Below are 18,802 nucleotides of genomic sequence, written 5' to 3'. Positions count from 1 at the left end.
GAACGACAGAAAGAGCAGAATGCCCCGCTTCAGCATTATCGTCCCCTCCCATGGCGTCGCCGGCCGGCTGTCCCAGGCGCTGGACTCGGTCCTCGGCCAGTCCTTCGGCGACCTGGAGCTGATCCCGGTCTGCGACGCGCCCGACACCCCGGCCGCCGAGGTGGCCGCCGGGTACGCCGGGCGGGACCCCCGGGTGAAGCCGGTCCACTCACCGCCCTCCGCCGGGCTCGCCGGGGCGCGCGACGCCGGGACGCGGGCGGCGGGGGGCGCGTACGTGCTCTTCCTGGACGGCGACGACCTGCTGCTGCCGGGCGCGCTGGCGGCCGTGGACGCCCGGCTGACGGAGACCGCCGGAGTGGATGTGCTGTACGTGGAGCACGAGCGCGCCCCCTGGTGGGAGGGCGATCCGGTGAACCCGGTCGAGCCGCTGTTCGCCGGTGCCCCTAAGGGCGCCTTCGCCCCCGCCGAGCTGCCGGGGCTGACCGGCGCCGCGCTGCCCGCGTGGAGCGCGGTGTACCGCCGTACCTTCCTCGCCGAGCACGAACTCGTCTTCCCCGAAGGCCACTTCACGGACCTCGGCTGGGGCGGCCTGGTCACGGTCGCCGCCCGGCGGATCGCCGTACTGCGCCGGGTGGTCGTGCGGCACCGGCTGCGCCGGCAGGGCAGCCGGCTGAACCTGCCCGGCGAACCCCAGCACGCCCTGCTCGACCAGGTGGAGCTGGTCCTCGCGCGGGCCGCCGCGTGCGCCCTGCCCGCCGAGCGCACCGGCCCCCTCTTCGACCAGCTGTTCGCGCTGGTGCTGAAGACCGCGGCCCGGCCGGAACGGCTGGCCCACGGGCACCGGGCGTTCTTCCGCCGCGCGGCCCGCCTGTACCGGCGGTTCCGGCCCACCGGGCACCGGCTGCCGCGCGGCAGCCTCGGGGTGCAGCACCGGCTGCTCGCGGTCGGCGCGTACGACGCCTTCCGCGCCCTGCGCGACGCGAACCGGCTCGCGGGCAAGGCCGCCGAGACCGTGCCGCGCCCGCACGCGGTCCGCACCCGGCTGCGCTACCGTGCCGCCCTGCGCCGCCCCCTCGACCCCAACCTGGTGGTGTACTGCGCCTATTGGGGCCGCGGCTACACCTGCAACCCGGCCGCGATCCACGCCAAGGCCCGCGAACTCGCCCCGGGGCTGCGCCAGGTGTTCCTGGTGGAGGCCGGGCAGGAGCACACCCTGCCGAAGGACGTGGAGTACGCGGTGCTCGGCTCGCACCGCGCCTGGGAGCTGCTGGCCCGCGCCACGTATCTGGTCAACAACGCCAACTTCGCGGAGGGCGTGGTCAAACGGCCCGGCAGCGTCCACCTCCAGACCCAGCACGGCACCCCGCTGAAGACGATGGGCGTGGACCAGTCGACGTACCCGGTGGTGGCCGCGCGCTCCGGCAGCTTCACCAAGCTGCTGGGCCGGGTCGACCGCTGGGACTTCAACCTCTCCTCCAACCGGCACTCCACCCGCATGTGGGAGCGCGCCTTCCCCGGCTCCTGGGAGGCGCTGGAGTACGGCTATCCCCGCAACGACGTCTACTGCACGGCGACCGCCGACGACGTGGCCCGCATCCGGCGGGAGCTGGGCATCCCGGAGAACCGGCTCGCCGTGCTCTACGCCCCGACCCACCGCGACCATCACAGCGGCTTCGAACCCGGCCTGGACCTGGCGGAGTTCTGCGCGGCCGCCGGCGAGGACGTCGTCGTGCTGCTGCGCGCCCACTACTTCTACGACCAGGGCCGCACCCGGCACTCGGACCGGATCATCGACGTCACCGCGCACCGCAGCGCCGAGGACGTGTGCCTGGCCGCGGACGTGCTGATCACCGACTACTCGTCCATCATGTTCGACTACGCCAACCTGGACCGGCCGATCGTGATCTACGCCGACGACTGGGAGGTCTACCGGCAGTCGCGGGGCGTCTACTTCGACCTGATGGCCGAGCCGCCGGGGCCGGTCGCCCGCACCCCCGGGGAACTGGCCGCCGTCTTCCGCGACCGCGCCTACGCGGACCCGGAGTCGACCGCGCTGCGGGCCCGATTCCGGGAGCGGTTCTGCGAGTTCGACGACGGGCGGGCCGCCGAACGCGTCGTACGGCGGGTGCTGCTGGGCGAACCGCCGCAGGCGCTCCCGCCGGTGCTGCCGCTCGCCGAACGCGTCCCCGCCCCCGCCGCCGTGACCCTCGTGAGGAGCTGACCGTGCCCCGCTTCAGTGTGATCGTGCCCTGCTACCGGGTGCAGGCGTACCTCCGCGAGTGCCTGGACTCCGTGCTTTCGCAGTCGTACCGGGACCTGGAGGTGATCGCCGTGGACGACCGCTCGCCGGACGACTGCGGCGCGATCCTGGACGAGTACGCGGCGCGCGATCCCCGGGTGAAGGTGCTGCACCTGCCGGAGAACGTGGGCCTCGGGCGGGCCCGCAACGCCGGGCTGCCGCACGCCACCGGGGACTACCTCTTCTTCCTGGACAGCGACGACACCCTCACCCCGGGCGCGCTCGCGGCGATCGCCGACCGGCTGGCGGAGAGCGGCGATGTGGACGTGCTCGTGTTCGACTACGCGCGCACGTACTGGTGGGGCGGCACCCGGCGCAACGCCCTCGCGGAGGTGCTCGCGCAGGCGGGCCCGGACACGTTCACGGCGGCCGGGTATCCGCGGATCCTGGATCTGCTGATGGTGGTGTGGAACAAGGTCTATTGGCGGGAGTTCGTCGCGGCGCAGGGCTTCGCCTTCCCGCCCGGCTACTACGAGGACACCCCCTGGACCTTCCCGGTGATGCTCAGCGCCGGGCGGATCGCCGCGCTGGACCGGATCTGTCTGAACTACCGCCAGCGCAGGCAGGGCAACATCCTGTCCACCACCAGCCGCAAGCACTTCGACGTCCACGACCAGTACGAGCGGGTCTTCGCCTTCCTGGACGAGCACCCCGAACTCGGCTCCTGGCGGCCGTACCTGCACCGGAAGATGGGCGAGCACTGCCTGGACGTCCTGGCCAAGCCGGACCGGCTGCCGCCCGCCGACAAGGCCGAGTTCTTCCGTCGTACGGCCGAGCTGTTCGCCCGGCTGAAGCCCGAGGGCGCCCAAGTGGAGGGGGAGGTCGCCCTGCTGGAGGGCAGCTGGGCGGCCTACCGGCTGCGGCGGCAGGCGGCCCGGGCCGGGCGCGGGGCGGCACGGCGGGCGGGCGCGGTACGACGGGTGGCGGCCGGGCGGGCCCGCACCGGCTGGGCCGCGCTGCACGCGCGCCGTCCGCTGGACCCCGAGCTGGTGGTGTACTCGGCGTCCGGGCACCGGGGCCTGCTCGGCGACCCGGCCGCCGTCCACCGCGCGGCCCTGCGGATCGCGCCGCGGCTGCGCGGGGTGTGGGTGGTGCGGGACGCGGAGACGGCGGCGGGGCTGCCGCCGGACGTGGAGCATGTGATCGCGGGCACCCGGCGCTGCGCCGAGGTCATGGCGCGGGCCACGTTCCTGGTCAACGACGTGCCCTGGACCGGCGTCCCGGCCAAGCGGCCCGGCAGTGTGCACATCCACACCCACCAGGGCACCCCGCTGAAGTACCTGGGCGCCGATCTGCTGGACAAGCCGGGCGCCCGGCTCGGCGTGGACGTGCCGCAGCTGCTGCGCCGCGCCGACCGCTGGGACCACAGCCTGGTCGCGAGCCGCTACGCGGAGCTGGTGTACGAGCGGGCCTACCCCTGCCACTTCGCCTCGGCGCGCACCGGCAGTCCGCGCAACGACGTGCTGGTCAACGGCGGTTCGAGCGACTTCCGCGCGCGGCACGGCATCCCGGACGACCACACGGTGGTGCTGTACGCGCCGACCCGCCGGGACTACCGCAGGGGCGGGCACGTGGACCGGATCGACGTGGCCCGGCTCGCGGCCGACCTCGGCGAGGGCCACACGCTCGTGGTCCGGCTGCATCCCGCGCCGGCGGCCGGTCCCGCGCGCGGCCTGGGCCTCGCGGAGCTGGCCCGGCGCGGTGCCGTGCTCGACGCGAGCGACGAGCCGGACCTGGCGGGCGTGCTGCTCGCGGCGGACGCCCTGATCACCGACTACTCGTCCGTGATGTTCGACTACGCCAACCTGGACCGGCCGATCGTGATCCACGCCGACGACTGGGACGTCCTCCGGGGGACCCGGGGCGTCTACTTCGATCTGACGGCCGAGCCGCCCGGCCATGTCACCCGCTCCCAGCGGGAGTTGGCCCAGCTGTTCGGCTCCGGGCGCTGGCGGGACGAGGAGTCGGCGCGCCTGCGCTCCCGGTTCCGTTCCCGCTACTGCGAGTTCGAGGACGGCCGGGCCGCCGAACGCGTCGTACGCACCCTGCTGCTGGACGAGCCGATGCCGGGCGCGGTACGGCTGCCCGGACAGACGGCGGCCGGGCGGGGCGCGCTGACGTCGGCGTGAGGGCCGTACGACGGGAGCGCGGAAGCCGTACCGGCCGGTGGCGGGGGACCACGGCCGGTACGGCGGCTACGGGACCTGCCCGTTTCCTCACGGCCTGCTCGACCTGCTCGACCTACTCGACGACGAGGTCGACCTCGATGTTGCCGCGGGTCGCGTTGGAGTAGGGGCAGACCTGGTGGGCGGCCTCGACGAGCTTGCGGCCGGTCTCCTGGTCCACGCTCTCGGGCAGCTCGACGCGCAGGGTGACCTTCAGGCCGAAGCCCTCGCCCACCTTGCCGATGCCGACCTCGGCGGTGACGGCGGCGTCGGTGACGTCCACCTTCTCCTTGCGGCCGACCACGCCGAGGGCGCCGCCGAAGCAGGCGGCGTAACCGGCGGCGAAGAGCTGCTCGGGGTTGGTGCCCTCGCCGTTGCCGCCCAGCTCCACCGGCGGGGCCAGCTTGACGTCGACCTTGCCGTCGGAGGAGACGGCACGGCCCTCACGGCCGTGGGTGGCGGTGGCGACGGCGGTGTAGAGCGCGTCCATGACGAACCATCCCTCTCGATGTGTCCTGCGTCGTAGTGCTTCACGGCTTCCTGCCGGACACAATTAGAGCACACAATTTAGTTGTGCACAATCAAGTGTCGGGCGAAGAGTTACCCTGGACCCATGACCGCTTCTCCCGCCGAGACCGAGACGGACTGGCTCCGCCTGGACAACCAGATCTGCTTCTCGCTGCACGCCGCGTCCCGCGCCTTCAACGGCGTCTACCGCGTGGTCCTCAAGGACCTCGGCCTCACCTACCCGCAGTACCTGGTGATGCTGGTGCTGTGGGAGCAGGGCGATCTGCCGGTCAAGAAGCTCGGCGAACAGCTGCGGCTGGACTCCGGCACGCTGTCCCCGCTGGTCAAGCGGCTGGAGGCGGCGGGCCTGGTGCGCCGGGAGCGCAGCGTCGAGGACGAGCGCTCGGTGCGGGTCCTGGTCACCGAGGAGGGCGCGGCCCTGCGCGAGCGGGCCCTGGAGGTGCCGCGCCGGATCATGCGCTCCACCGGCTTCGACCGCGCCGAGATCGCCGATCTGCGCGCCCGCCTCGACCGGCTCACCAGCGCACTGGACGCGGCGGCAGCGACGGAGGCCGCAGACCCGCGGGACTGAGGGGCCGTACATAGAGCCGTACGACGGTCCGCCCGCGCACGGCCTCGCCGGCCACGACGAACTCCTTCTGGAGCGCGTCGAGTTCGGCCCGCTCGCCGGGGTTGCGCGGGGTCCACCGCCCGACCAGTACGGCGTGGTCGGCGACGACCCACACCCGCTGGATCCCGGCCATCCGCCGACGCACTTGAGCGGCCGGGACCTCCACCCCGTACAGGGTCCCGGACACGTCCCCGGCCCGCGCGAGCAGCAGATCCCGCGTCCCGCGGAAGGGCTCCGGGTACGCCAGCGCGGTATTGCGCGTGTACGCCGGCAGGTACAGCACCGCGTCCCCCTTCCGCACCCCGTGCGCCGCCGCCCGCGCGATCGCCGCGAGGTCGTCGGGACGCCGGGCGGGGTCGCGGTCCTGCTGGAGGAGGGGGAACTGCTGGAGGGGGACGAGGACGAGGGCGAGAAGGCCGAGGAGGGTGACGGAGTGCGCCCGGAGGGGAAGGCGCCCAACCGATACCCGGAGGGGGAGGCGCGCAACCGGCGACGGCGGCTCTGGGCCTGCTACCGGCCCGGTGACCCCGCGCCGGCCACCGGGCCGAAGTCGCCCCGCGGCCCCCGCCGCCCACTCGGCCCCCGCCGCGACCAGCAGCGGCGCCCCCGCCAGCGCGTACAGCACGTACCGGTCGACGTACAGCGGCGGGGAGGACTGCGAGGCCAGCATCAGCACCCCCGGTGGCACCACCACCAACGGCGCCGCCACCCCCGCGAGCGCGAGCTGCCCCCTGCGCGCGCCCCTCCACCCGGCCGCCCCCGTCGCCAGCCCCGCCACCGCGAGCCCCAGGCAGACCCAGTACACGCCCTGCGACGTCCCGAAGAACTGCCGGGCGAGTCCCGCCACCGTCTCTCCCGTCGGCCTGCGCAGCCACGCCACCTGTGCCGCCTGCGCCCGGGACACCACCACCATCGGCAGCAGGGAGACCAGGACCGCCCCGGCCGCGCATCCCCATCCCCGCCACACCCGGCCGCGCACCCGGGCCAGCGCCAGGGACACCCCGTGGGCCAGCACCACCAGCACCGCGAACTCGTGCAGCCAGCAGGTGACACCCAGGACGAGGCCGTACCCCCACCACACCCCGCGCTCCACCCCGCGCAGGAGCAGCAGCGTCGCCCCCATCACCCCGGCCGCGACCAGCGCGTAGGAGCGGCCCTCCTGCGCGTAGTGGCCGGCCATCGGGTTCACGGCGTAGAGCAGCCCCGCCCAGAGCCCCACCCGCGGCCGGGCCAGCCGCGCCCCGACCTCGGCCACCAGAGCGGCGGTCACCACCGCCCCGGCGACCGACGGCAGGCGCAGCACCACCTCGTCGGCGCGCACGGCGAGCACGGCGTGCAGGAGGACGTAGTAGAGCCCGTGCACCGCGTCGACCCCGTGCACGAGCCGCCAGATCTGGGGCACGGTCCGCCCCGCGACCTGGAACGTGACCGCCTCGTCCCGCCACATCCCGCCCCGGTCCAGCCCCCACAGCGCGAGTGCCAGCATCACCGCCGCGGGTACCGCCGTGACGGCCGGCCGGCGCCCCCGCCCCCCGGGCGGCTTCCGCGACGGCGCTGGCACAGCTTCGACAGCTTCCACAGGGAGCCCGACGTTCACCACGGCCCGATCTTTTGCGATGAGACGATGTTTGCGGGTGATTGCGGCGTATCGCCGCCGATACTCCATCCACCCGGCTTAGGCTCCAACGCGATGAACGGTCCCCGTGTCACCCACGACCCCGTCCTCAGGCTCACCCTCGGCTGGCTCGCCACCCGCGCGTTGATGCTGTGGCTGCTCGCGCACGACAGTTCGCCGCTGCTCAGCGGTGGTTCGGTGGCGCGGGAGGTAGGGCGGCTGTACGTCCACTGGTACGGCGTGCTCGAACAGGGGTCGTACCCGGTGCACGACACGCTGTGGCAGTACCCGCCGGGCGCGGGCGCGGTGCTGCTGGCGCCGGGGCTGGTGCCCGGGCTGTCGTACGTCCAGGCGTTCGTGACGCTCACGCTGGCCGCGGACGCGCTGATCGAGGTGGCGCTGGTGCGCGCGGGGCGGCGGCCGGGGCGGAGTCTGCTCGGCGCGGCGCTGTGGACGGGCGGGCTCCCGCTGCTGCTGCATCTGCCGCTCGCGCGGTACGACGTCCAGGTCACCGCCCTCGCCGTCCTCTCCCTGCTGGCGCTGGCGCGCTCCCCGCGCGCGGGCGGTGTGCTCGGGGTGCTCGGCGCGCTGGTGAAGGGCTGGCCCGCGCTGGTGCTGCTGGGCACGCCCCGGGGCGCGGCGACGCGGAGCGCGTGGACCTGGGCGGCGGGCGCCGGGGCCGTCGTCCTGGGGCTGCTGTCCCTCGCGTTCCGGCATCCGCTGTCCTTCCTGGCGGAACAGGGCGGGCGCGGGGTGCAGATCGAGTCGCTGGGCGGTACGGCGCTCAACCTCGCCCGGCACGCGGGCTGGTCGGGGCGGCCCCATTACCAGTACGGCGCCATCGAGCTGGTGGGCCCGTACGTGCCCGTCGTCGCCGCCGTCTCCCTCGCGCTGACGGCGGTGGCGTTCGGGCTGCTGGTGCTGTGGCGGGTGCGGGCGCGGCACTGGACCGAGGCGACGGCGGCCGACGCGGCGCTGTGCGCGGTGCTGCTGTTCACGGTGACCAGCCGGGTGATCAGCCCGCAGTACATGGTCTGGCTGCTCGGGCTCGCCGCGGTGTGCCTGGTCTCGCGGCACACCGGCCAGCGCCCGGTGGCGGTGCTGGTCCTGGCGGCGTCCGCGCTGAGCACGGTGGTGTACCCGCTGTGCTACGGGCAGGTGATCGGGGGGAGTTGGGCCGGCTGCCTGCTGATGCTGGGCCGCAACGGGCTGCTGACGGCCGCGGCGGTGCTGTCCTTCGCCAGGCTGTGGCGGGCCACGGCCGCACCGACGGTAAAGGGTGGGCAAAGAGCACAACCCCGCCCCGATTCCGACCGTCTACCAGACCGAGCACTAAGCCTCTCTTAACGGCGTATTACCGAACATTTCTACGCTCCGGCCTGTGGACCCCATGCTTCCCGACTCGCCCGCCCAGTCAGAGAACACACAGACCCCACAGAACACACCGCCCACCGGCGCCGTCGGCGTCGTCGTGATCGGTTACGACGACCGCGCCCATGTGGCCGACGCGGTGCGTTCGGCGCTCGCGCAGGGCCCCTCGGTCGCGGAGGTCGTCGCGGTGGACGACTGCTCCACGGACGGCAGCGCCGAGCTGCTCGACCGGATGGCCGCCGACGACACCCGGTTGCGGGTGGTCCGGCGGGACGTCAACAGCGGTGGCTGCGGCAGCCCGCGCAACACCGGGATCGACGCGGTGACGGCGCCGTACGTGATGTTCCTGGACAGTGACGACGTGCTGCCGCCGGGCGCGGTGGACGCGCTGCTGACCGCCGCGGAGGGGGCGGGCGCCGCGGTGGCGAGCGGGCTGTGCGTGCGCCGGGAGCTGCCCTCGGGGCGTGAACAGCCCTGGCAGGAGCCCCTCTACACGGCGCACTCCGTCCTCGCGCGCCCCGCCGAGCACCCGCGCCTGGTCCACGACACGCTGTGCGTCAACAAGCTGTACCGCACCGGCTTCCTGCGCGAGCACGGCATCCGCTTCCCCGAAGGCCGCTTCCTCTACGAGGACTTCGTCTTCACCGCCCGGGTCCTGGCCGCGGGCCCGCGCATCGCGCTGGTGCCGGACCGGGTGTACGTCTGGCATGTGCGCCGCGCCGCCGAGCGGCTGTCGCTCTCGCTCGACCGGGGGCACATCGACAACTGGGAGGCGCGTACGCGGGCGTGCGCGCTGGCGTACGACGCTCTGCTGGCCGCCGGTCAGAAGGAGCTGGCGCGGGCGGCGCGGGCCAAGTTCCTCGACCACGACGTGCGGATGTACGCGCGCGAACTGGGCCTGCGCGACGCGGAGTACCGGCGCGCGTGGTGGACGCACACCCGTGCGTACCTCGGGCGTTACGACGCCGCCGACTGGGAGCAGGACCCCGCTTCGCCCGGCCGGCTGCTGGGCCGGCTGCTCCTGGAGTCGCCGGAGCCGCGCGATCTGCCCCGGCTGCGGGACCTGGCCGCGCGGCCGGGCCGGCTGCTCCCGCCGTACGCCCGCACCCCGGACGGCATCCCGGTCTGGTCCGCCGACCTCCCCCAGGTGTCCCTCGCCCCCTTCCTGACCAGCCCCGTCGAGGCGCTGCCCCTCGCGCTGGACGCGGAGGTGCGCCCGCGCGCGGGCACCGGGGCGCTCACGCTGCGGCTGCACGAGCTGTACGGCAGGGTGGCGGAGGCGGGGCCGCGCGAGGTGGACGTGCGCTGGGAGTCGCGGGACGACGCGCGGGTCCGGGGACGCACGACGGCCGCCCTCGCGCCCGCGGGCCCGGACCTCTGGGTGGCCGAACTCCCCCTGGACGTCGGCAGGTTCGGTGCGGGTGTCTGGGATCTGCGGCTGACCGTGCGCTTCGCGAACGGCGCGCGGCGCGAGGTCACGGCGGCGGCCCGCGCGGGCGCGGGACGGCTCCGCCGACGGGCCGTGCCCGACCTCCGGCACGGTGTGCTGCTCGTACAGCCGTACGCGACGCACTCCGGCGCGCTGGCGCTGCGCGTGGCGACGGGGGTGCGCGGGCTCGCCCGGATACTGCGCGGACGGCTGCGGAGGCTGCTGCGCTGACGGGCGGCGCGAGGTCGCGGCGGGGCTTGCCCTTACTGTGTCCGGAACTGCTGGCCGTCTGGAACTACTGGGTCTGGAACGAGACCGGGAAGCGAATCAACGTGTCTGTCCTTATCGCCGGTGGAGCGGGTTACATCGGAAGCACCGTCGCGTCGGCCTGTCTGGACGCGGGCATCACCCCGGTGATCCTCGACAGCCTGGTCCGCGGCCGGGCCGAGTTCACCGACGGGCGGATCTTCTACGAGGGCGACATCGCGGACGGCGCCCTGGTCGACCGGATCTTCGCCGAGCACCCGGACATCTCCGCGGTGGTGCACTGCGCGGCGCTGATCGTGGTGCCGGAGTCCGTGGCGGATCCGATCGGCTACTACGAGGCGAACGTCACCAAGAGCCTGGCCTTCGTCGGGCATCTGCGGCGCAACGGGTGCGACCGGCTCGTCTTCAGCAGTTCGGCGTCCATCTACCGGGCCGCGGACGGCTCGCCGGTCACCGAGGACTCGCCGCTGGCGCCGCAGAGCCCGTACGCGCGGACCAAGGCGGTGTGCGAGGAGATGTTCGCGGACATCGCGGCGGCCGGGCAGCTGCGGGTGCTGTCGCTGCGGTACTTCAACCCGGTCGGCGCGGATCCCCTGCTGCGCACCGGTCTCCAGCTCAAGCGGCCCACCCACGCGCTGGGCATGCTGATCCAGGCCCACCAGGCGGGGACGCCGTTCCCGGTCACCGGCGTGAACTACCCGACCCGCGACGGCACGGGCATCCGTGACTACGTGCACGTCTGGGACCTCGCGGCGGCCCACATCGCGGCGATCGAGCGCTTCGACTCCATCCTCACCCCGTCGGCGCCGTCGATCGCGATCAACCTGGGCACGGGCTCCGGTACGACGGTCCGCGAGCTCTGCGCGGCCTTCAACAACGTCGTGAGCACGCCCCTGACCACGATCGACACGGATCCCCGGCCGGGGGACGTGGCCGGCGGCTACACCACGAGCGACCGCGCCTCCCGCCTGCTGGACTGGACCCCGGCCCTCTCCCTGGAAGAGGGCATCCGCTCGGCCCTGGACTGGATCCCGGTCCGCGACAAAATGCTGAAGGACTGAGCGGGGTCACGCCGTAGGGGGCGGGCCGTAGGGGGCAGGCCGTCCGCCGGGTGCGGGCACGCTGTGGCTCATCGCGCGGTTCCCCGCGCCCCTGAGGGAACTGCGCGGACCGCCCGCCGAAAACGGACCGGTGCTGCGTCTTGGCCACGGGCCACCGCTCGCGCTGCCGCCGTCGTACGGCACCCACCAGCGCGGCCAAGCACTCCGGTCCCCGGCCCACCTCGGCACCCGTGCCGGAGCGCGGCGGGCTGAACCTGTCCGACGTCTTCCGGCGCTTCCAGACACCCCTGGGACACCGCCGCGGCCCTGCATTTCCGGAGCAGTCAACGGGCCGCCGGGAACGGTGCGCCGATGCGGGCCGCGCCCTCCGCCGTGTCCTTCGCGCGTACGGCCGTACCGCGCGAAGGACGCCGCCCGCCGCCTCTCCGCGCTGACCCACGGCGACCCCGCCGCCGGCGAGGGCACCGCCGTGCTGCACGACCTGGCCTGGGGTCCGCCGTGTGGGCGTCGCGGACCGCGGCGCCGTACGAGGAGGCCGTGCGCGCGGCCGTCGACCCGGGCGGCGACACGGACACCGTGGCGGCGGTCACCGGGCCGCCGGCGGGTGCCGTGCACGGGATCGGGGCCGTACCGCAGCGGTGGACGCGTGCCCCGCACGTGCCGCTCCCCGGCTTCGGCGGGCGGGTGCTGCGGACGCCGGAGCTGACCGCCCTCGCCCGGCGCCTCAGCTCACCCTGAGCCCCCGAACTTGCGGCCCCTCACAACGCCTTCAGCGCCCCCGCCGTGGCCCTGGCCAGGTTGTCCAGGTAGCCCTTCGGGGGTTTCGGGGAGCGGATGACCACCGAGCGCCAGTAGAGCGGGCCGGAGATGAGGTCGAGGGCGAGGTCGGGGTCGAGGGTGGGGGTGAGTTCGCCGCGGGCGGTGGCCGCCGCGATGACCTTGCTGGCCACGCCCTCCTGGCCGTCGCGCAGCGCCTTCTGGAACGCCTCCGCGATCTCGGGGTTGCGGGCGGCCTCCGCCTGGAGGTCGGGGATGATCTGCGAGGCCACGGGGTGGCGCAGGGCGCGCGAGGTCACCTCGTACAGGAGCCGCAGATCGCCCTCCAGGGAACCCGTGTCCGGCGCCGGCAGGCCGAGGACCGCCATCGCGGAGACCACGTCGAGCACCAGGTGCAGCTTGGAGCGCCAGCGGCGGTAGACCGCCGTCTTGCCGACCCCCGCCCGCCGCGCGATCCCCTCGATGCTCATCCGCGCGTAGCCGACCGCCGCCAGCTCCTCGAAGACGGCCGCCCGGATGGCCTCGGTCACATCCGGCCGCAGCACCGCGGCCCCGGCAGGAGTACGGCGGCGCGCGCGCTGCGGCGGTTCGGCGGCGGTCCCGGCGGCGTTCGTGGTCATGGCACCCAAGCATAGGGCGTTACGACGAAACGGTTGCGTTGCGACGTCAATACGTTCTACGCTCACGTTGCGACGATACGGTCCCGTCCCGTCGTAAGAGAACGTGAAGAGAAACGTAAGGAAACGCCGGACGACGGGACCGGCCCGCCCTGGTTACCGACACAGTCGGAGCCGTGGCACCCCCCTCCCCCCGAGCGAAAGCAGCGGATGTGAGCCAGGTCCTCGACACACCGCCCCCGACCCAGGCCCCGGCCGACGACCTCAAGGCGCTGGCCGCCCGGCACGGTCTGTCGGTGAGCGGCGCCCGCCCCTCCCTGCCGGAGTACGTCCGCCAGCTGTGGGCCCGGCGCCACTTCATCACCGCCTTCGCCACCGCCAAGCTGACCGCGCAGTACAGCGAGGCGAAGCTGGGTCAGATCTGGCAGGTCATGACCCCGCTGCTGAACGCGGCGGTCTACTACTTCATCTTCGGCGTCCTGCTCGGCACCAAGAAGGGCGTCCCGGACTACATCCCCTTCCTGGTCACCGGCGTGTTCGTGTGGACGTTCACGCAGAGCTCGATCCAGGTCGGCACCCGGGCGATCTCCGGCAACCTCGGCCTGGTGCGCGCCCTGCACTTCCCGCGCGCCGCCCTGCCGATCTCCTTCTGCATCCAGCAGCTCCAGCAGCTGCTGTTCTCGATGGCCGCCCTGGTCGTCATCCTGCTCTGCTTCGGCGTGCCGGTCAGCGCCTCCTGGCTGCTGGTGATCCCCGCGCTGATCCTCCAGTTCACCTTCAACGCCGGCGTGGCGATGATCATGGCGCGCTGGGGTGCCAAGACCCCGGACATCGCCCAGCTGATGCCGTTCATCCTGCGCACCTGGATGTACGTGTCCGGCGTGATGTGGAGCATCGAGAAGCTCACCAAGAACGACCACCTGCCGCACACCGTCACGGTCCTGCTCCAGACCAACCCGGCCGCGGTCTACATCGACCTCATGCGCTTCGCGCTGATCGACAGCTTCCACTCCAAGCAGCTGCCCCCGCACGTGTGGCCGATCGCCATCGGCTGGGCCCTGCTCGCCGGTGTCGGCGGCTTCATCTACTTCTGGAAGGCTGAGGAGACGTACGGCCGTGGCTGAGCAGAGCGAGCGGATCGAGCAGAGCACCCCCCATCGGACCCAGCAGACCGGGCAGAGCATGCAGAGCGAGCGGATCCCCACCGTCGTCGCCGACAGCGTCGACATCGTCTACCGGATCAACGGCACCGGCTCGGGCCGCGGCTCCGCCACCGCCGCCCTCAACCGCATCATGCGCCGCAAGCAGGCCGAGCAGGCCGCCGGTGTGCGCCGGGTGCACGCGGTGAAGAAGGTGTCGTTCGTCGCCTACAAGGGCGAGGCGATCGGGCTCATCGGGACCAACGGCTCCGGCAAGTCCACCCTGCTCAAGGCCGTCGCCGGTCTGCTGCCGGTGGAGAACGGCCACATCTACACCCACGGCCAGCCCTCCCTCCTCGGCGTCAACGCGGCGCTGATGAACGACCTCACCGGCGAGCGCAACGTCTACCTCGGCGGCCTCGCCATGGGCATGTCCCGCGAGCAGGTCAGGGAGCGCTACCAGGGCATCGTCGACTTCTCCGGGATCAACGAGAAGGGCGACTTCATCACCCTGCCGATGCGCACGTACTCCTCCGGCATGGCCGCCCGGCTGCGCTTCTCCATCGCCGCCGCCAAGGACCACGACGTACTGCTCATCGACGAGGCCCTGGCCACCGGCGACCGCAGGTTCCAGGTGCGCTCGGAGGAGCGGATCCGCGAGCTGCGCGAGACGGCGGGCACCGTCTTCCTGGTCAGCCACAACAACAACTCCATCCGCGACACCTGCGAGCGGACGCTGTGGCTGGAGCGCGGCGAGCTGCGCCTGGACGGCCCCACCGAGGACGTCCTCAAGGAGTACGAGGCCTTCACCGGCGACAAGTCGAACAAGACGGCGAAGAACCCGGCCCCGAAGAAGGCCGCGTAGCGCGCTCACAAACCCCTCACCACATCGAGGTGGCCGAGAGGGCAACCTGGGACCCGGGACGGCTGTCTAACACCCGGGTCCCCTTCTTCTTACCCCGAACGTGTTCATCCCTTTCATCCGCTTAGTGACAGTATGTTATGAAGGGTGATCCTCCACCGACGAGCCGAAGGAGTCCATCGCGATGCCCCAACTCAGCGTCATCGTCTACGGACCCAACGCGCAGGGGCATCTGACGGAACTGCTCGACTCCCTGGAAGCGCACCCCCTGTCCGACGCCGAGATCGTGGTCGCCGCGGTCGGTGACTGGGCCCGGGAGACGGCCGAGGCACACGCCCCGGACACCGTCGTGGTCCCGTTGCCCGACGGCACCACCGACGCGGCCGCCCGGTCCGCGGGCGCCGCGCACGCCACGGGCCGCTGGCTGCACTTCGTGCACGCCAAGGACGGACTGCCGGCCGGCGCCCCCCGCCTGATCGCCGAGCGCGCCGCCGAGCTGGACGACTCCGTGGACGTCCTCCTCCTCGACCACCTCACCACCACCTGGCAGGCCGCCGCCCGGCCCTCCCGCGACGGCCGCTTCCTCGCCGCCGTCGGCCGCGCCGCCCTCCCCCTGGATGAGGCCCCCGACCTGCTCCGCATGACCCCGCTGCTCGGCAACCGCGCCCTGCGCAGGGAGTTCTGGACGGCCCACGAGGAGCGGCTGACCAGCGACGACGAACCGCGCGCCGCCCACGCCGCCCTGCTGTGCGCGGACCGCGTCGCCTGCCTCAACCAGGTGGCGTACGAGAACCGGGAGCTGCGCCCCGAGAGCCTGCCGCCGCTCACCCCCGAGGACCGCTTCGAGCTGGTCGAGCGCTACGAGTCGCTGATGCCGTCGGCCCGCGACCGCCGCGCCCCGCGCGTGGTGCTCTACGACCTGATGATGCGCGACCTGGTGCGCACCTTCGCCGGCGAGAACCTGCCCGACGAGGTGGCCCGCGAGTTCTTCCGCCGCGCCTCCCTCGCCGCGGTGCGCTGGCGCCCCGAGCGCCACGAGCACCCGGCGGGCGTGGAGGGCGTACGGCACGCGCTGCTGGAGGAGGGCGCGTACACGAAGTACCGCGCGTTCCAGGCCGCCAACCGCGCCCGCCGCGCCGCCCGCAAGACCGTCCGCACCCGTAAGCGCCAGGTCGGCGCCAAGCTGCGCGAGCAGCAGTACCGGCGCGCCCTGAGCCGCCCCGTCGACCCGGATCTCGCGGTGTTCGCGGCCTACTGGGAGCGCGGGGTGGCCTGCAACCCGGCCGCGATCGCCGCCAAGCTCGCCGAACTCGCCCCGCACATCCACCCGGTGTGGGTGGTGTCCAAGGACAACACGGCCCTGCTGCCGCCCGGCACCGACCATGTGGTGCCCGGCACCCGCCGCTACTGGGAGGTGCTGGCCACCGCCAGGTACCTCGTCAACAACGTCAACTTCCCCAACGCGGTGGTCAAGCGGCCCGACGCGATCCACCTCCAGACCCATCACGGCACCCCGCTCAAGCGCATGGGCCTGGACCAGATCGAACACCCGGCCGCCGCCAAGGGACTGGACTTCGACGCGCTGCTGGCCCGTATCGACCGCTGGGACTACAGCGTCAGCGCCAACAGCCACTCCACCCGGATGTGGGAGCGCGCCTACCCGGCCCGCTACACCTCGCTGGACCACGGCTATCCACGCAACGACGTCTTCTACACCAGCGGCGCCGACGCGGTGCGCGCCGCCCGCGCCCGGCTCGGCATCGCCCCCGGCAAGACGGCGATCCTCTACGCCCCCACCCACCGCGACTACGAGGCCGGCTTCACCCCCCGCCTCGACCTCGCCGAACTCGCCGACCGGCTCGGCGAGGACACCGTCCTGCTGGTGCGCGCCCACTACTTCTACGGCGGCGCCACCTCCCCGCTGACCGGCCTGCGCCGCTCCGGGCGGCTCATCGACGTCTCCTCCTACGACCCCGTCGAGGAGCTGTGCCTGGCCGCCGACGCGCTGGTCACGGACTACTCGTCGATCATGTTCGACTACGCCAACCTGGACCGCCCGATCGTCGTCTACGCCGACGACTGGGAGACCTACCGCACCACCCGCGGCGTCTACTTCGACCTGATGACCGACCATCCGGGCCAGGTCGCCCGCACCCAGGAGGAGCTGACGGAGATCTTCCGCTCCGGCGCCTGGCGCGACGAGACCGCGGCCAAGGCCCGCACCGCCTTCCGGCGCCGGTTCTGCGAGTACGACGACGGCCGCGCCGCCGAACGGGTCGTACGACGGGTGTTCCTGGGCGAGCCGGAGGACGCGCTGCCACCGGTGCTGCCGATCGAGGACCGCACCCCCGCCCCGACCCCCGAGGAGGCCACGGCATGACGACCCCGGCCACGACCCCCGACGTCACGGTCACCGTCATCGTGTTCAACGACGCGGCCCGCCTGCCCCGGGCGGTCGCCTCGCTGCGCGCGCAGACGCACGCCAACATCGAGATCGTCATCAGCGACGACCACTCCACCGACGACACGCCCGCGGTGGCGCGCCGGCTGGAGGCGGAGGACCCGCGGGTGCGCTATCTGCGGCTGCCGGAGAACAGCGGCGGGTGCAGCGCCCCGCGCAACCGGGCCATCGAGATCGCCCGCGCGCCGTATCTGATGTTCCTGGACAGCGACGACGAACTCCCGCCGCAGGCCGTGGAGTCGCTGCTGGCCGCACACCGCGAGCGCGAGGTCGACTTCACCATGGGCGCGGTGCGCCGGGTGCGGGTGGACAACGGCCGCCGTACGACCTGGATGCCGCACCTGGTCGCCGAGCGGCGCACGGTCGAGGGCATCGAGGCGGACCCGCGGCTGCTGTTCGAGCACCTGTCGACGAGCAAGATGTACGCGCGTTCCTTCCTGGACCGGCACGAACTGCGCTTCCCGGAGGGCATCCACTACGAGGACCAGCTGTTCTCGGCCCAGGCGTACTGTCTGGCGAAGGCGTTCACGATCATCCCGGACCCGGTGTACGTCTGGTACATCGACCCGTTCGCGGCGGCCGCGTCGGCGTCCATCTCCAACCAGCGGCACAAGGTCACCAATGTCCGCGACCGGGTCCATGTGCAGCGGCTCATCGACGACTTCCTGGTGGAGAGCGGGCACGAGGGGCTGCGCGAGGACAAGGACTTCAAGTTCCTCAAGCACGACTTCCGGATGTACGCGGGCGATCTGCCCTACCGGGACGAGGAGTGGCTGACCGCGTTCGCGGACATCATGAACCCCTACCTCGACACCCTGGCCCCGGGCGCGTTCGCCCGGCTGCCCCGGCCCGAGCGGGTGATCATCGAACTGCTGCGCTCCGGGCGCCTCGCCGACGCGCGGCTCGCGGCGCGGGGGCTGGGCCAGGAGGTGGCACCGCGCCAGGTCACGACGGACGCGGCGGGCGTGCCGTACTGGGGCGGGAGCGTCCCGGACACCGAGCGCGGCCGGCGTGAACTGTCCGTCGCCGACCTGGAGCTGGAGACCCGGCCGTTCCCGACGGCGCGGTTCCGGCACGAGATCACGGAGCTGAGCCGGGGCAGCGGGGCGACCCTGACGCTCGCCGTCCGCACGTACGACCCCGGGCTGCGGCTTCCCGTCGGGCCGCAGCGCGCCCAGCTGATCGTGTCCCCCGGCGGGCGCCGGATGACGGTGCCCTTCCGTCTCGACCCGGTCAGCCCCGGTGTCTTCGAGGGCACGGTGCGGCTGGATCTCTCCACCGCGCGGCTCCCCCTCCAGGGCTTCGAGGGCATCCGCCATCCGCTCGTCCGTCTGAACCAGCAGGGCCTGTGGAACTCCGGGGTCCTCCTGGCCCCCCTGGACTTCCCCCCGGCCACGACCCGCGTCGACTACCGCTCCGGTACGACACCGCACGCGGTCACGGTGGAACCGGAGGGGCGCAACCCGGGCCGCTTGCAGCTGCGCTGGGAGCCGGTGGGGGTGACGGCGGTGATCCGCCCGGTCCTGCACAAGGTCGCGCGACCTCGGGTCCGCAGGGCGGCGAAGCTGGTGGCGAGCCTGCTCAAGTAGATCCCGGCGGCC

General features: G+C 73.1%; 13 protein-coding genes and 1 pseudogene. 11 read left to right on the top strand and 3 right to left on the bottom strand.

The genetic code is table 11. The annotated features are described in order from the left end of the window. The first annotated feature begins 19 nt into the window (after nucleotides 1-19). Nucleotides 20-2,221 carry a bifunctional glycosyltransferase/CDP-glycerol:glycerophosphate glycerophosphotransferase gene (locus QHG49_RS21505; protein ID WP_301490796.1) on the top strand — a complete coding sequence of 734 codons (2,202 nt, stop codon included), beginning with the start codon at nucleotides 20-22 and terminating at the stop codon, nucleotides 2,219-2,221. A gap of 2 nt (nucleotides 2,222-2,223) precedes the next feature. After that, nucleotides 2,224-4,428 carry a bifunctional glycosyltransferase/CDP-glycerol:glycerophosphate glycerophosphotransferase gene (locus tag QHG49_RS21500; RefSeq protein WP_301490795.1) on the top strand — a complete coding sequence of 735 codons (2,205 nt, stop codon included), beginning with the start codon at nucleotides 2,224-2,226 and terminating at the stop codon, nucleotides 4,426-4,428. Nucleotides 4,429-4,540: 112 nt separating this feature from the next. Here QHG49_RS21500 and QHG49_RS21495 read toward each other — a convergent pair whose 3' ends face one another. After that, nucleotides 4,541-4,954, bottom strand: a complete 414-nt coding sequence (locus tag QHG49_RS21495; RefSeq protein WP_111584347.1) for an organic hydroperoxide resistance protein — start codon at nucleotides 4,952-4,954, stop codon at nucleotides 4,541-4,543. A gap of 123 nt (nucleotides 4,955-5,077) precedes the next feature. On the opposite strand from QHG49_RS21495, the gene QHG49_RS21490 reads away from it, so the two are divergent. Then, the gene (locus QHG49_RS21490) at nucleotides 5,078-5,563 is read left to right on the top strand and encodes a MarR family winged helix-turn-helix transcriptional regulator (RefSeq protein WP_159701865.1); all 486 of its coding nucleotides are present in this window, start codon (nucleotides 5,078-5,080) and stop codon (nucleotides 5,561-5,563) included. Here the strand turns inward: QHG49_RS21490 and QHG49_RS21485 are convergent. Further along, nucleotides 5,508-7,088 carry a glycosyltransferase family 39 protein gene (locus QHG49_RS21485; protein ID WP_301490793.1) on the bottom strand — a complete coding sequence of 527 codons (1,581 nt, stop codon included), beginning with the start codon at nucleotides 7,086-7,088 and terminating at the stop codon, nucleotides 5,508-5,510. The two genes, QHG49_RS21490 and QHG49_RS21485, sit on opposite strands and share 56 nt — an antisense overlap. A gap of 204 nt (nucleotides 7,089-7,292) precedes the next feature. On the opposite strand from QHG49_RS21485, the gene QHG49_RS21480 reads away from it, so the two are divergent. From QHG49_RS21480 to QHG49_RS21465, 4 genes and pseudogenes are all read left to right on the top strand, one after another. After that, entirely contained in the window at nucleotides 7,293-8,564 is a 1,272-nt protein-coding gene (locus QHG49_RS21480) for a glycosyltransferase 87 family protein (protein ID WP_301490792.1), read from the top strand. A 43-nt stretch (nucleotides 8,565-8,607) separates the two neighbouring features. Beyond that, the gene (locus QHG49_RS21475; protein ID WP_301492878.1) at nucleotides 8,608-10,248 is read left to right on the top strand and encodes a glycosyltransferase family A protein; all 1,641 of its coding nucleotides are present in this window, start codon (nucleotides 8,608-8,610) and stop codon (nucleotides 10,246-10,248) included. A 101-nt stretch (nucleotides 10,249-10,349) separates the two neighbouring features. Continuing rightward, on the top strand, nucleotides 10,350-11,345 hold the full coding sequence (galE, locus tag QHG49_RS21470; protein WP_145485228.1) for a UDP-glucose 4-epimerase GalE: 996 nt from the start codon (nucleotides 10,350-10,352) through the stop codon (nucleotides 11,343-11,345). Nucleotides 11,346-11,581: 236 nt separating this feature from the next. Further along, nucleotides 11,582-12,083: pseudogene (locus QHG49_RS21465) on the top strand (ADP-ribosylglycohydrolase family protein); the annotation flags it as partial. A gap of 20 nt (nucleotides 12,084-12,103) precedes the next feature. Here the strand turns inward: QHG49_RS21465 and QHG49_RS21460 are convergent. Further along, entirely contained in the window at nucleotides 12,104-12,742 is a 639-nt protein-coding gene (locus QHG49_RS21460; protein ID WP_145485227.1) for a TetR/AcrR family transcriptional regulator, read from the bottom strand. A gap of 209 nt (nucleotides 12,743-12,951) precedes the next feature. On the opposite strand from QHG49_RS21460, the gene QHG49_RS21455 reads away from it, so the two are divergent. From QHG49_RS21455 to QHG49_RS21440, 4 genes are all read left to right on the top strand, one after another. Then, entirely contained in the window at nucleotides 12,952-13,863 is a 912-nt protein-coding gene (locus tag QHG49_RS21455) for an ABC transporter permease (protein WP_159701874.1), read from the top strand. 58 nt (nucleotides 13,864-13,921) lie between these two features. Next, a complete protein-coding gene (locus QHG49_RS21450; RefSeq protein ID WP_159708233.1) occupies nucleotides 13,922-14,743 on the top strand; it encodes an ABC transporter ATP-binding protein in 822 nt (273 codons plus the stop codon). 181 nt (nucleotides 14,744-14,924) lie between these two features. After that, nucleotides 14,925-17,120 (top strand): CDP-glycerol glycerophosphotransferase family protein, encoded by a 2,196-nt coding sequence (locus QHG49_RS21445; RefSeq protein WP_145485225.1) that lies wholly within the window; start codon nucleotides 14,925-14,927, stop codon nucleotides 17,118-17,120. Then, nucleotides 17,117-18,790: a glycosyltransferase family 2 protein gene (locus QHG49_RS21440; RefSeq protein WP_159701880.1), complete on the top strand. Its 1,674-nt coding sequence runs from the start codon at nucleotides 17,117-17,119 to the stop codon at nucleotides 18,788-18,790. Before QHG49_RS21445 ends, QHG49_RS21440 begins: the two co-directional genes overlap by 4 nt. Nucleotides 18,791-18,802 lie beyond the last annotated feature (12 nt).

This window comes from Streptomyces sp. WP-1 (genome assembly GCF_030450125.1).
Classification (GTDB): Bacteria; Actinomycetota; Actinomycetes; order Streptomycetales; family Streptomycetaceae; genus Streptomyces; species Streptomyces incarnatus.
The sequence above is the reverse complement of the archived record's forward strand: the minus strand, read 5'-3'. Positions and strand labels throughout refer to the sequence as shown.